This window comes from Pseudomonas sp. HTZ2 (assembly GCF_033173945.1).
Taxonomy (GTDB): domain Bacteria; phylum Pseudomonadota; class Gammaproteobacteria; order Pseudomonadales; family Pseudomonadaceae; genus Aquipseudomonas; species Aquipseudomonas guariconensis.
Genome location: NZ_CP137332.1, coordinates 1,721,623 through 1,735,245 on the forward strand (window position 1 = coordinate 1,721,623; position 13,623 = coordinate 1,735,245).

A 13,623-nucleotide genomic window follows, 5' to 3' on the forward strand; every position below is an offset into this window, starting at 1 on the left:
TGAAAAATACGTCAGCAACGGCCAAATGCCCTAAGGCTGGCGCGGCGCGGGCGATGGCCTTAAGCTGCGCCTGCCGCGCAGAGCGAAAGCGTCGTACAGGAGAAACCGATGCGCATTCTACTGGTTGAAGACAACCGCGATATCCTCGCCAACCTGGCCGACTACCTTGGGATGAAAGGCTATACCGTCGACTGCGCTCAGGATGGCCTGTCAGGGCTGCATCTTGCCGCGACCGAACACTACGACCTGATCGTGCTCGATATCATGCTGCCTGGGATCGACGGTTACACCCTGTGCAAACGCCTGCGCGAAGATGCCCGCCGTGATACCCCGGTGATCATGCTCACCGCCCGCGATCAGCTCGATGATCGCCTGCAGGGCTTCCGTTCCGGCGCCGACGATTATCTGCTCAAGCCTTTTGCCCTGTCGGAGCTGGCAGCGCGTATCGAGGCAGTGCTGCGACGCTCTCAGGGGGGCGGCCGACGCACGTTGCAGGTCGCTGATCTGAGCTATGACCTCGACACCCTGGAGGTCACTCGCCAGGGCCGCCTGCTCAAGCTCAACCCGGTCGGCCTCAAGCTGCTGGCCGTGCTGATGCAGAAGAGTCCGCACGTGCTGCGCCGCGAGGTGCTGGAAGAAGCCCTCTGGGGGGACGACTGCCCCGACAGCGACAGCTTGCGCAGCCATGTACACCAGTTGCGTCAGGTCATCGACAAACCCTTCGAGAAACCGTTGCTGCATACCGTCCATGGCGTCGGCTATCGCCTCGCCGAGGGCCGTGATGGAGTTTAAGCAAAGTCTTGCCCAGCGCATCATCATCGCCTTTGCGTTGATGAGCGCCCTGGTGGCCGGAGCCTTCGCTTTCGGCATCGTCGCCACGGTCCACCTGGTCGAGGAGCGTTTGATCTCCGCCGTGCTCGGTGGCGATCTGCAGCGCTTGTTGCGCATGGACAGCATCAGCGACTGGAGCCACCGGCCCCGTCCTGACCAGCTGTTCTACTTCAGTGGCGGGCGTGACGATTTCGAACTGCCCAAGGACTTGCGGCACCTGACGCCGGGCTTCCACGAGGTGTTCCGCGACCAGCTTTCCTATCACGCGATGGTCGAGATCGTCGATGGCCGGCGCTACGTGCTGCTGCAGGACCAGAGCGATTTCGAAGAGCGCGAGCGGGTGCTGTTCGCGGTCGTGGTGGTGGGCTTCGTGCTCAGCCTGGTATTGGCGGTGACCCTGGGCTGGCTGTTGGCAAGGCGAGTGATGGCCCCGGTGATCCGCCTGGCCCGGCAGGTCCGCCACCGGGACCAGTTGCTGGGCCTGGCACCCCCGCTGGCCCCGGACTATGCCGCGGACGAGGTCGGGCAGTTGGCCGTGGCCTTCGACGATACGCTCGGCCGCTTGCGCGATGCACTGACCCGCGAGCGGTTGTTCACCAGCGATGTCAGCCATGAGCTGCGCACGCCGCTGATGGTGCTCGCCACCTCCTGCGAACTGCTGATGGAGAATCCCAACCTGGACAGCCGTTCACGCAGCCAGGTGGAGCGCATCGCGCGGGCGACCGAGGAGATGCGTGAGCTGGTCAAGACCTTCCTGATGCTGGCCCGTGCCCAGCGCGATGAAGGCGCCGTCGCTTCGCAGGCGACCTTGAGCGAAGTGGCCGACGACCTGGTAGGGGTTTGGCGCGATACCATCGAACAGAAGGGCCTGACCCTTTATTACGACGGCCGGGTCAGTGCGAGCCCGGTGTTGTACAACGCGACGTTCCTGCAATCGGTGATGGGCAATCTCCTGCGCAATGCCGCCCACTACACCGACAGTGGCTACATTTGTCTGAGCCTGGAACCGAACGGTTTCAGCGTCGAGGACAGCGGTGTGGGCATCCCTGAGGAGCAGCGCGAAGCGATGTTCCGCCCCTTCGTGCGCGGTGACGAACGCCGTGGCGAGGGCCTGGGTCTGGGGTTGTCGCTGGTGCAGCGGATCTGCGACGACCAGGGCTGGCGCGTCACCCTGACGGCGACGTTGCCTCATGGCTGTCGCTTCCAGGTGGACCTGAGCAGAGGCAAGGCGATTACAGCGGACAGCGAGGCCGGCGACCAAGCCCCACTGTTGGGGTGATACCTGAAATATGCTGTTGCAGGCATGACGGATTTTTCACATGGGCATAACCTGATTCCAACGCTTCGCTCCGTAGAGTGGGTGGAATTGAATCAGGAGATGCCCAATGCGGAGCCCGATCAAACTCCCATTTTCCGAGAAGTATGACCGTCAGCATGCCCAGGAGTACTTCCTCAAGCATCAAGATGGTCTGGCACGCCGCCTTTCCCATTACCGTGACGAACAACTGGCCCGCCGCGCCCTGGCGCTTGCAGGGGAGCCTGGCCTGGTACTCGACCTGCCGTGTGGTGCAGGGCGTTTCTGGCCGCTATTGGCGGAAAAGCCCAATCGGGTGATCATCGGCGCCGACAATTCCGCCGACATGATCGAGACCGCCTGTACTTCCCAGCCGCCAGAGGTGGTTGCCCGGGTGCGACCCTTGCAGACTTCCGCATTCGCTATCGATTTGCCGGACAACGCGGTGGACAGCATTTTCTGCATGCGCCTGTTCCACCACATCGGCGATGCCGACCACCGCAAGACGATCCTCTCGGAGTTTCATCGGGTCAGCCGCGACAGCGTGATCCTGTCGCTGTGGGTCGATGGCAACTTCAAGGCCTGGCGACGCAAGAAGCTCGAGCATCGGCGCAGTGCGAAGGCCGCGCAGGGCAGTTATCAAAATCGCTTTGTGTTGCCGGTTGATACCATCGAAAATGAGTTTGTTACAGCCGGTTTCAGAATTCAGGACCGTCTGGATTTCCTGCCATTGTATGCGATGTGGCGGGTATACGTATTACGCAAGGGGTAGGTGTTCATGGCAGTGGCCGGCAATGCGATGTCCGATTTCGAGTACTACTGGCAGCAACAGGGTGAATGGGTGGAGGAGCCCAACCAGCGGCGCGGTGGGGAGAGTGGTGTGCAGCGTCTGAGCGACGCGAAGGGCAAGGTCCTGTATGCCAAGCGTCAGGTCGGTCACATCTATCGCAGCCTGCGCCATCCGTTCGGCCGCCCGACGGTACTGCGTGAGCTGGATGCCCTGAACAGTTTCGAGCAGCTTGGCGTGCGTGTGCCGCGGTTGGTGTTCGCTGGCGCCGAGCGCGGCGCCGATCACCAATGGCGAGCCCTGCTGGTGAGCGAGGCGCTCGACGGGTTCGTCGACCTGGACACCTGGCATGCCGAAGGCGCCCGCGAGCGTTACCCGCAAGTGCTGCACGAACGCATGCTCAAGGAGCTGGCCGACAATCTGGCGCGCATGCACTTGGGCCATTGGCAGCACGGCTGCCTGTATGGCAAGCATGTGTTCGTCAAGGTCATCGGCGAGGGCGAGAAGGCCCGGGCCGAAGTCGCGCTGCTGGACCTGGAAAAGTGCCGCCGGCGCATCAGTTGCCAGCGCGCAGCCGCCAAGGACCTGCGCCAATTGCGGCGCCATTCGTCACTCAACGATGCACAGTGGCAGAGCCTGCTCTATTTTTACCAGATGGCGTTTGGCAGCGCTGTCAAAGGGTTAGAGCAATGAAACTAGAAATCGCTCGAGCTTTGTTCCTGGTCGCGGCACTGGCAGTGACCACCGCTGCTGTGGCGGCGTGGGAAGAGCCTAGACCGGCGGTGTTCAGCAAGGCCGAAATCGGTGGCCTGTGCGCGGTGCCCCGCGAAGTGAAGCAGCAGAATACGGCCCAGCCGGATCATGACCTGTTGCTGTTCCTGTTCGGTATGCGCCAAGGGCTGCGACCGTTCGGTTGATCGAGCGCGTGATGGTGAAGCGCCAGGGGCCCAATGAAGGGCCCCTGGCGTTTTTTATTGCCCGCCAATTTTGTTTGTATTGACCGCATCGCGGGTAAAACCCGTTCCCAAAGGGATCAGGGCGGACCTGGTGGGACCGGGGGTACCCGTGAAGACGTCGCCACGGTCCGGTGCGCCAACAGCGTGTAGATGCTGGGCAACACGAACAGGGTGAACAATGTGCCGATCGACATGCCGGTGGCGATGACCATGCCGATGTCGAAGCGGCTGACCGCACCGGCCCCGGTCGCCAGGATCAACGGCACCATGCCGAATACCATAGCTGCGGTGGTCATCAGCACCGGCCGCAGGCGTATGGCTGCGGCGACTTCTATGGCCTCGCGGGCATCCACGCCCATCCGCTCGCGCAACTGGTTGGCGAACTCGACGATCAGAATGCCGTGCTTGCTGATCAGGCCGATCAGCGTCACCAGCCCCACCTGGGTGTAGATGTTCATGCTCGAAACGCCGAGGAACAGCGGCAACAGGGCGCCGCAGATGGAGAGCGGCACCGTGACCAGAATCACCAGCGGATCCCTGAAACTTTCGAACTGCGCCGCCAGCACCAGGAAGATGATCGCCAGCGCCAGACCAAAGGTGACCCACAAGGCGCTGCCTTCCTGGACGAACTGCCGTGCGGTGCCAGCGTAATCGAACGAGAACCCTTCCGGAGCCTCCTCTTGGGCGATCGCCTGCACGGTCTGCAGCGCCTCGCCGACACTGACCAGTGGAAAGCCCTGGATGATCGCCGAGTTCAGTTGCTGGAATTGGTTGAGCTGGCGGGGCCTTGCGCGGTCGCTGACGGTGATCAGGGTCGACAAGGGCAGTAACTGGTCCTGATCGTTCTTCACGTAGTAGTTGTTCAGCCAGCCGGCGTTGTCCCGGTAGGGCCGTTCGACCTGGGCGATGACTTTGTAGCTACGCCCCTCAAGGGTGAAACGGTTGATTTCGCCCTCGCCCAGCAACGTTGCCAGGGTGCCGCCCAGATCATCCATGGACACGCCCATCTGCGCTGCCTTGTCCCGGTCGATGTCCACCACCACCTCGGGCTTGTCGAAGGCCAGGTCGATGTCGAGGAAGGCGAACTTGCCTGATGCCTGGGCGCGGGCCTTGATCCGTTCGGCCACCTCCAGCAGGGCAGGGTAGTCGCCTGCGGTATTGATCACGAACTGGAACGGCAGGCCTTCGCCTGTGCCCGGGAGCGACGGCAAGTTGAAGCCGAAGATCTGCAGTCCGCCGATTTCTTCCAGTTTGGCTTGCACCAGCGGCAACAACTCCATCTGGGTGCGCTCGCGTTCGTTCCAAGGCTTGAGCAGAAAGCCCCCGATACCGCTCTGCACCCCATTGAAGCCGTTGATCTGGAACGATGAGTAGTACTCGGGGAAGGTCTTGAACACCGGTGTGAACTGATCGGTGTAGGCGTTGAGGTAGTCCAGGTTGGCCGTTTGCGGGGCATTGCTCATCATGAAGATCACCCCCTGGTCCTCGTCCGGCGCCAGTTCGTTATGGGTGAACATCAAGAGCACCGGGATCAGGCACAACACGATCACGGCGAACACCAGCACCACCGGCCGGCTGTTCAGGGTGCCGTGCAGCAGGCGTTGGTAGCGGACCTTGAGGCCGTCGAACAGCACGTCCAGGCGATGGGCAAGACCGCTGGGGTTCTGTTCGTGGCGCAGCAGCAGGGCGCACATCATCGGCGACAGGGTCAGGGCGACGATGCCGGAGATGACCACCGCCCCGGCCAACGTCAGCGCGAACTCCTTGAACAGCGCGCCGGTCAGGCCTGTGAGAAAGCCGATGGGGGCATAGACCGCCGCCAGGGTGATGGTCATCGACACCACCGGCATGGCGATCTCCCGAGCGCCTTCCAGGGCGGCCTCGAAGGGCGTCTTGCCTTCTTCCATGTGCCGGTGGATGTTCTCCACCACGACAATGGCGTCATCCACCACCAGGCCGATGGCCAGCACCATGGCCAGCAAGGTCAAAAGGTTCAGCGAGTAACCCATCATCTGCATGAAGAACAATACGCCGATCATCGACAGCGGAATGGTCACCACCGGGATGAGCACCGAGCGCAGGGCACCCAGGAACAGGAACACCACGACAATGACGATCAGCACGGCCTCGCCGAGGGTCTTGATCACCTCATCGATGGAAGCCTGGATGAACAAGGTCGCGTCGTAGGCGATGGAGACCTTGAGATTCGACGGCAACTGCGCTTCCAGCGTCGGCATGATCCGCCGGACTTCCTTGATCACCTCCAGCGGGTTGGCGGCGGGGGTGGCCTTGATGCCGATGTACACCGAAGGCGTACCGTCGAAGGAGCTGACCGTGTCGTAGTTCTCCGCGCCCATTTCCACCCGCGCTACATCGCCCAGCAGCACACGCCTGTCGCCGACGGTCTTGACCGGCAGCTTGGCAAAGGCCTCGGCGGATTTGAGCTCGGTGGTGGCGTTGATGCTGGTGACCACGTACTCGCCTTTGACTTCGCCGGCAGCGGAGAGAAAGTTGTAGCGGCGGACCGCGTTGGTCACGTCGGTGGCCGCCAGGCCAAAGCCTGCCAGCTTCACAGGGTCCAGCCAGATGCGCATGGCGAACACCTGATTGCCGAGGATTTCCGCCTCGGCCATGCCAGGCAGTGTGGCCAGCTTGGGCTGGATCACACGCGAAAGGTAATCGGTGATCTGTGGGTTGCTCATCTGCTGGCTGTAGAAGCTGATGTACATCAGGGCCGAGGCGTCGGCGGCCTCTTTGCTCAGCACCGGGTCTTCGGAGTCCTGGGGCAGCTTGTTACGTACCTCGTTGGCCTTGGCCAGCAGTTGCGTGAACAGGCGGTCAGTGTCAGCGCCGATGCGTGCATAGACCGAGATCACCGAGAAGTTCTGGCGGCTCACCGAGGTCATGTAGTCGATGCCGTCGGCGCTGGCCAGGCTCTGTTGCAAAGGTTGGGTGATATAGCCCTGAATGGTCTCGGCATTGGCCCCGGGATAGGCGGTGGTCACCGTGATCAGGGCGTTTTCCATCTGCGGGTATTGGCGGATCTGCAGCTTGCTCCAGGCCTGGAAGCCCAGCAGCAGGATCAACAGGCTGACCACGCTGGCCAGGACCGGGCGGCGGATGAACGGGTCGGTGAACGCCATGCCAGCCTCCTGATCAGTTGGCGCCGGAGGCGCGCTGGCCGTCCAGCTGGAGGGCTTTGTCGTGGCTGATGCGGATGGCCGTGCCAGGCGTGAGCTTCAGCTGGCCGGCGGTCACCACCTGTTCACCCGCCTTGAGGCCTTCGCCCACCACCACTAGACCATCACGACGTTCTCCGGTCTTGACCGTTCGCTGTTCGGCGACCAGTTGCGGCTGGCCGTCGGCGGCCTTTTCCACCTGTCCGTTCTTGTCTTTCTTCTGGGCGACCACGTACACCGAGTTGCCATAGAGCGTGTAGGTAATGGCGCTTTCCGGTACCACCACTTGAGGTCGCGGGTCGGGCAACAGCACCAGCAAACTGGCGAACATGCCAGGCAGCAGCTTGCCGTCGGGGTTGGCCAGGGTGGCGCGCAGCAACAGGTTGCGGGTGCTTTCCTCGACCTTGGGGTTGATGGCGCTCAGGCTGGCAGGGAAAGTCTGGCCCGGGTAGGCCGCCACTTGCACCAGCACCTGCTGGCCGAGGCTCAGTTGGGGCAGGGTTTGCTCGGGCACGTTGAAGTCGACATACAGGCTGGAGAGATCCTGCAGGGTGGCGATCACTGTGCCGCTGGCGAGGTAGTCGCCCACGTCCACCTGGCGAATACCGATGGTGCCGCTGAAGGGCGCGCTGATGCTTTTCTTGGCCAGGGAGGCCTTGAGCTGGTCGACGACGGCCTGGTTGCGTCGGTACTGGGCGGTGAGGCGGTCGAACTCGCCGCGGGAAATCGCCGAATCGCCAACCAACTGGCTGCCCCGGCCGAAGTCCACCTTGGCCAGGCCCAGGTCTGCCTGGGCTGTGCCGAGCAGTGCGGTCTCCTGGTCGTGGTCCAGTTGCAACAGAAGCTGGCCGGCCTTGACCTTCTGGCCCGACTCGAAATGCAGCGATTTGACTGTGCCGGCCACTTCCAGGCTCAACTCGACGCCCTGGAACGCCTTGAGACTGCCGATCGCAGGCAGACGCTCCTGCCACTGGCGCTCTTCGGCCACTGCCGCAGCGACGCTGACCGGCGGTTTCGGTGCGGAGAACATCTGGATCTGCTTGTAGATCGAGAACGCCTTGATGCCACCTAAGGTCAATACGATCAGCAGGACCACGGCCAACATGATCAGCATGCGGCGGCGCAGCATAGTCCGGTTCCTTGGATAGTTGTTGTTCGTCTGGCACGACAACGGGCGATCCTGCCCACGTGCGGATGGGAGAAGTATTGCCTGTTTTTCAGGGATGGGGGAAGGCGGGGATGGACAGGTGGTCGCCGATGGGCGAACACGCAGGTTTGCAGCCCTTTCGCGGGGTGGCCGCGAAAGGGCCGTGCGGTCCCCTAGGCCAGGTGCAGGTGGTTGTCCCAGAACCCGGACGGCAGGTTCAGCGGCTGGGCGACCAGCTCTGCTTTGCGGCAGTCATAGAACCGGCAGCGCCCTTGGCCTGAGGTGACCACGAAACCGTCCTTCACCGCGCCCACGCCCGCACAGTCGGGCATCGGCGCGTCGAGCTTGACCGCACCGCTGTCCAGGTCCCAGATGAACAAGCGGTTGGCCCGTGGTGCGGTCAACGCCACCAGGCGCAGGTCGCTGTGGATGGCGACGCTGGCGGTGTACTGGGCCATCGACTGCAACTGTCGCTCGGGCACCGGGAAGGCCTTGAACGGTTCGCCTGGACGCTTGATCGCGAGCAATTCGGCGGTCTCGTGGGCATCGCCCATGAACTGCTGGCAGGCGGCGATGGTGCCGTCGCTGCCGACGGCCAGATGGCGCACGCTGTTCATCTGCTGGGCGAGGGTTTCCTTGCTCAGCAGGGTACCGTCGCGCCGCATCAGCACCAGGCTGGGCTCCATGGCGTCGAGGTTCATTTCCACCCGGCTTTCGGCCTCGGTGCGGATACCGCCGTTGGCCACCACCAGGGTTTCGCCGTCCGGCAGCCAGGATACCTGGTGCGGGCCGATGCCGTGGGTAGCAATCTCACCGCTGTGGACCAGGCGATCACCTTCGAAGCGGTAGATGCCCAGCACGCCACGCCCCGGATCGGTGGTGTCGTTCTCGGTGGCGTACAGCCACTCACCGCTTTTATGAATCACCGCGTGGCCGTAGAAGTGCCGGTCCGGTTGCGAGGTGACGGTCTGCAGCAGGCGCCCGTCGCGCAGGTCGATCAGGTAGCTTTCGGTGCCTGGTCGACGTGCCACGAACAGGGCGATCGGCCGCTCGGGGTGGTTGATGATGTCATGGCAACGCTGGGCCACCTGGGTGGCGAACACCTGGGTGCCGTCCAGACGGTAACCGACGGCATAGTGCCTGCCGTCGCCATCGTCGCGCGCCGAGAGCAGCAGGGGTTCGCTGGCGCTGTTGCGAAACAGGCTCCAGCCGCCCAGGGTGAGGGCGCTGAGCACGACGCTACCGAGTTTGAGGGCCTGGCGTCGCAGCATGATCAGTCACCGTCGTTGGCATTGAAGCCCAGCTGGATGTTGAGTGCCTTGGCCAGGTCACCTTCGTGCAGGCGGTGGACGGCGTTGAGGCTGTCGTAGATCTGGTCGAGGGTCTGTTTGCCAGCGTCGTCGGCCAACAGTTCGCCCAACGGCTTGTCGTTGGCCTCCAGCAGCTTGAGCGAGGCGGCGTAGGCGTCGTCGATCTTCTGCGCCAGGGCAGCCTGGTCCTTGCCCAGCAAGGCGCGCAGGCCCTGGTTGTCGACGCCGACCCAAACCGCCTGGGCGGCCTTGAGGCTGGCTTCCAGGCTCTTGAGCGAGGACTGGCTGCGCCAGGCTTCGGCCTGCAGCGGCTGGGCGATGCCCTTGCTCTGGCGGCCCATCGGAGCGCCAAGCTTCTTCTTCAGGGTGTCCAGGGCGGTGACCTGGGCACGCAGCAGGTCGGCGATCGCCTCGTGGGAATCGGCGTAGCGCTGGTTGGGGAACTTGGTCATCTGCGAGAGCATGCCATCGGTGCTGTTCCAGCCTTTGAGGATCTCCTCGGCCAGGGCCTTCTGGTGCTCGCCGATGGCCACCAGCAATGGGCAATAGCGGGCCTTCTGCTCAGGCGTGGCGACGTCCGGCTTGCTGTCGAACAGGATGTATTCGTAGGCGGACAGGCCGCGTACCACGACGCTGGACTTGCCCAGTGTCTCGGCGTCAATCGGCTTGTCGCCGGCGACCAGTTGCTCGACCTGACGGCCGACCAGGTTTTTCTTGTCGGGCCAGAACTGGACTTGCCAGGCGCGGTTACCTTCGGCCAGCGGGCCGACCAGCAGCGGTTGCAGCTCGGCCCAGGCCTTTTGGGCGTTGAGGAAATCGGCGCGCGCGGTCTCGAGCGACTCCTTGCCTTCGCAATAAGCCAGGGCGCTGGCGGCCAGCTGGCGGTCGGCTTCGACCCAACGGCTGTAGGTCGGCAGGATCACCTGCTTGGCGATGGCGGCGGAGGTCACAGCCTGCGGGTCCTGGGGCGAGCAGGCACCGAGGGCGAGTGCGGCGAGGCTGGTGAACAACAGTTTGGGTCGGAACATTGCCCGGCTCCTTGCGCGTTAAAGTGAGTTCAAAAAGGCCAGCAGCGCAGCGCGTTGCTCGGCATTGAAGGTCAGTACATGGTTGCGCGCCGCTTCGGCTTCGCCGCCGTGCCAGAGCACGGCCTCCAGCAGATTGCGGGCGCGGCCGTCATGCAGGAACTGGGTGTGGCCGCTGACCGTTTCGGTCAGGCCGATACCCCACAGTGGAGGGGTACGCCAATCCTGCCCGGAGGCTTTGAATTCGCTGCGGTTGTCGGCCAGGCCTGGCCCCATGTCGTGCAGCAGCAGGTCGCTGTACGGCCGGATCACCTGGTTGGCCAGTTCGGGTTCGTGGGTGTCGGGGCCGGTGGTGAACTGCGGGGTATGACAGCCTTGGCAGCCGGCCTGGAAGAACAGGTTCTTGCCGGCCAATACCTGGGGCGCGCCGACGTCGCGGCGCGCCGGCACGCCTAGATTACGGGTGTAGAAGGTGACCAGGCGCAGGATATTGTCGCTGACTTCTTTCTCGCCGCCTGTGCCGTCGCCGTTGGGGGCGGCCAGGCAATCGACCTGGGCAGGCGTGCAGTCATCGACCGGCTGCAAGGTGCTGGTCAGGCCCATGTCGCCGGCAAAGGCATGGACGTTCTGCTGGTTCACGTTGGGCTGCCCGGCTTTCCAGCCGAAGCGGCCGAGCACGGTCTTGTTCGTCGTCTGGTCCCAGACCTGGTTGGGGCGTCCACGGATGCCATCGCCGTTGCGATCGTCCGGATCGGCATTGGCAAGGATTGCGGCCTCCGGGATCGCCTCCAGCAGGCCCAGGCCGATCATCGGCGGGGCCACACGGGCGGAGAAACGGGTATCGGGGTGCATCGGTCCGTAGCCGAGCTGGGTGATCTGCAGCGCCGGACGACGCAGCTCCACCACATGGCCGTCCTCGAAGGTGACGGTCTCGCTGGTGTAATCCACCCGCACCTTGCCCTCCGGTGCCACGCCGGGGACGGCCATGTCTTGCAGTTGCGTGCCATACACCGGCTCCGGCACCACGCCCAGGCGTTCGATTTCCTTGGCGTATTGCGCCTGATCGGGAATCGACAGGCGCACCAGCATCGAGACCGCGTTGCTGGCGTCGGGCTCAGGTGGATGGCCACGCCCATCGCGCACATGGCAGTTCTGGCAAGCGTTGGTATTGAACAGCGGGCCCAAGCCATCACGGGCGGTGGTGGTGGAGGGGGCGATCACCCAGGGGTTGCGGAAGAAGCTGTTGCCGACACTGAAGTCCAGGCGCCGCTCTGGCGAGAGATTGGCCGAGGGCAGGGAAAAGGCGTTGCGGTCGCTGCGCTGCACGGTGGCCTTGCCGGCGGAAAGGGCTTCGCCGGGCTCGGCCTGGGTGAAACGCGGGGCGTCATCACAGGCGGCCAGGGCGGCGACCAGCAGCAAGGGAGAGAGTCGGAGCAGCGACGCGGGCATCGAGGATCCTGGGTGAGTGCTAAAAAACCGGCGTGCAAGCTTAGCAGGGTGACGGAATTTGAATAAGAGCAATTTGCAATTGCCTTGATGAAATCGATGTCAGGTTGTCGTTGGCTCGCGTCTGCGGCAGTGAATTTTCCGGCCATGAAAAAGGCGGCCCGAAGGCCGCCTCTGTCGAACCACTGGATCCGGATCAGAATTCGTGATCGGCGGTGTCCGGGTTCAGGTTGGCGATGCCCAGCTTGCCGGCGGCTTGCTCGATCGAGCCGGTCTGCTTGACCAGGGATGCGATGGCGTCACGCACGATCTGGTTGCCAGCAGCGTTGTCAGCCGCGATCAGCTGGTCGTAGTGTTCGCCTTTGAGGGCGTGGTCGACCATGACCTGGATCTTCGCCTCGGTGGCTTCCAAGTCCGCCTTGAGGGTGGCGTCGGTGGCCGGATCGACCTTGGCGACCAACTCCGACAAGCTCGGGCCGCTCAGCTTGGAGCCGTCGGCGCGGGTGTACTCGCCCAGGTAGACGTTGCGGATACCCTTGGCGTCGTAGAAGTGCGAGTAGTGGGTGTTGTCGCTGAAGCAGTCCTGCTCGTCTTCTGGCGAGTTGGCCTCCAGGGAGACCTTCATGCGCTCACCGGCCAGTTCGCCCAGCGACAGGCTGCCCATACCGAACAGCATTTTGCGCAGACCATCGGCCACAGGCTCGGCCTCCAGCTTGGCGCGGTAGTTGTCGCTGACGTTCGGCGCCCAGTTGGCGACCATTTCTTCCAGATCCTGGACCAGCAGTTGGGTCACGGCCTTCAGGTAGGCGCGACGGCGCTCGTTGTGACCGCCAGTGGCGCCTTGGCCTTCCAGGTAGTCCGAAGCCGGGCGGTTGCCGGCGCCTGGGCCGGTGCCGTTGAGGTCCTGGCCCCACAGCAGGAATTCGATGGCGTGATAGCCGGTGGCGACGTTGGCCTCGGAACCGCCCAGCTCGTTCAGGCTGGCCAGTTTCTCAGGGGTGATGTCCTTGACGTCGACCTTTTCTTCGCCGACCTGGACTTCGGTGTTGGCAATGATGTTGGCGCTGGCCGCTGGGTTGCCCAGGGCGTGCTCGTAGCTCTTGTCGACGTAATCGATCAGGCCTTCGTCCAGAGGCCATGCGTTCACCTGGCCTTCCCAGTCGTCGATGATGGTGTTGCCGAAGCGGAACACTTCGCTCTGCAGGTACGGCACACGAGCCGCTGCCCAGGCTTGCTTGGCAGCCATCAGGGTCTGGTCGTTGGGCTTGGCCAGGAAGGCGTCGATGGCGGTCTGCAGGGTCTTGGCGGTGCTCAGCGAGTCGCTGTAGACGGCGTGGACCATCTCGGCATAGTGCTTGACCACGGCCTTGCCGGCCGCTTCGTCGACAGCCCCGGGCGCTGCGGTGGCGCTTGCGGCAGCCGGTGCCTGGGCTTGCGGCGCGGCAGCCTTGTCATCCTTGCTCTCACCGCAACCGGCGAGGGCGATGGCGATGGCCAGCAGACTGGCGGAGGCCAGAGGCATTCGAATCATTGTAGGTATCCTGCGTCGTGAGGTTGGACAGTGTGGCCTGCGAAACCGCAACATAATGCGAAAGATTTGCATTTTGTGTAAAGGGGCAGGTGCGCAATTCATGCGCAAGGGTCGCTT

At 63.5% G+C, this 13,623-nt stretch carries 11 protein-coding genes; 5 read left to right on the forward strand and 6 right to left on the reverse strand.

Features of this window, described 5'->3' with window-relative positions:
- Positions 1 to 108 precede the first annotated feature (108 nt).
- The 5 genes from colR (at position 109) to R6G97_RS08105 (ending at position 3,829) form a co-directional block, all read left to right on the forward strand.
- The gene (gene colR / locus R6G97_RS08085; RefSeq protein WP_043213544.1) at positions 109 to 792 is read left to right on the forward strand and encodes a two-component system response regulator ColR; all 684 of its coding nucleotides are present in this window, start codon (positions 109 to 111) and stop codon (positions 790 to 792) included.
- Positions 782 to 2,110, forward strand: coding sequence for a sensor histidine kinase (locus tag R6G97_RS08090; RefSeq protein WP_317847976.1), 1,329 nt, complete (start codon positions 782 to 784; stop codon positions 2,108 to 2,110). The genes colR and R6G97_RS08090 overlap by 11 nt, the downstream gene beginning before the upstream one ends.
- A gap of 106 nt (positions 2,111 to 2,216) precedes the next feature.
- Positions 2,217 to 2,897 carry a class I SAM-dependent methyltransferase gene (locus R6G97_RS08095; protein ID WP_182816332.1) on the forward strand — a complete coding sequence of 227 codons (681 nt, stop codon included), beginning with the start codon at positions 2,217 to 2,219 and terminating at the stop codon, positions 2,895 to 2,897.
- A 6-nt stretch (positions 2,898 to 2,903) separates the two neighbouring features.
- Positions 2,904 to 3,605: a lipopolysaccharide kinase InaA family protein gene (locus R6G97_RS08100; protein WP_043213550.1), complete on the forward strand. Its 702-nt coding sequence runs from the start codon at positions 2,904 to 2,906 to the stop codon at positions 3,603 to 3,605.
- Entirely contained in the window at positions 3,602 to 3,829 is a 228-nt protein-coding gene (locus tag R6G97_RS08105; protein ID WP_070576137.1) for a hypothetical protein, read from the forward strand. Before R6G97_RS08100 ends, R6G97_RS08105 begins: the two co-directional genes overlap by 4 nt.
- A 116-nt stretch (positions 3,830 to 3,945) precedes the next feature.
- On the opposite strand, the gene R6G97_RS08110 is transcribed toward R6G97_RS08105, so the two are convergent.
- The 6 genes from R6G97_RS08110 to R6G97_RS08135 form a co-directional block, all read right to left on the reverse strand.
- Positions 3,946 to 7,011: a multidrug efflux RND transporter permease subunit gene (locus R6G97_RS08110; protein WP_197852781.1), complete on the reverse strand. Its 3,066-nt coding sequence runs from the start codon at positions 7,009 to 7,011 to the stop codon at positions 3,946 to 3,948.
- A 13-nt stretch (positions 7,012 to 7,024) separates the two neighbouring features.
- Complete coding sequence (locus R6G97_RS08115) at positions 7,025 to 8,176, reverse strand: efflux RND transporter periplasmic adaptor subunit (protein WP_317847978.1); 1,152 nt, start codon at positions 8,174 to 8,176, stop codon at positions 7,025 to 7,027.
- A 191-nt stretch (positions 8,177 to 8,367) separates the two neighbouring features.
- Positions 8,368 to 9,465: a DUF1513 domain-containing protein gene (locus tag R6G97_RS08120; protein ID WP_317847979.1), complete on the reverse strand. Its 1,098-nt coding sequence runs from the start codon at positions 9,463 to 9,465 to the stop codon at positions 8,368 to 8,370.
- A gap of 2 nt (positions 9,466 to 9,467) precedes the next feature.
- Positions 9,468 to 10,532: an imelysin family protein gene (locus tag R6G97_RS08125; RefSeq protein ID WP_043213561.1), complete on the reverse strand. Its 1,065-nt coding sequence runs from the start codon at positions 10,530 to 10,532 to the stop codon at positions 9,468 to 9,470.
- Positions 10,533 to 10,550: 18 nt separating this feature from the next.
- On the reverse strand, positions 10,551 to 11,978 hold the full coding sequence (locus R6G97_RS08130) for a di-heme oxidoreductase family protein (RefSeq protein WP_182816323.1): 1,428 nt from the start codon (positions 11,976 to 11,978) through the stop codon (positions 10,551 to 10,553).
- A 193-nt stretch (positions 11,979 to 12,171) separates the two neighbouring features.
- Positions 12,172 to 13,506 carry an imelysin family protein gene (locus tag R6G97_RS08135; protein ID WP_102081634.1) on the reverse strand — a complete coding sequence of 445 codons (1,335 nt, stop codon included), beginning with the start codon at positions 13,504 to 13,506 and terminating at the stop codon, positions 12,172 to 12,174.
- Positions 13,507 to 13,623: the final 117 nt, after the last annotated feature.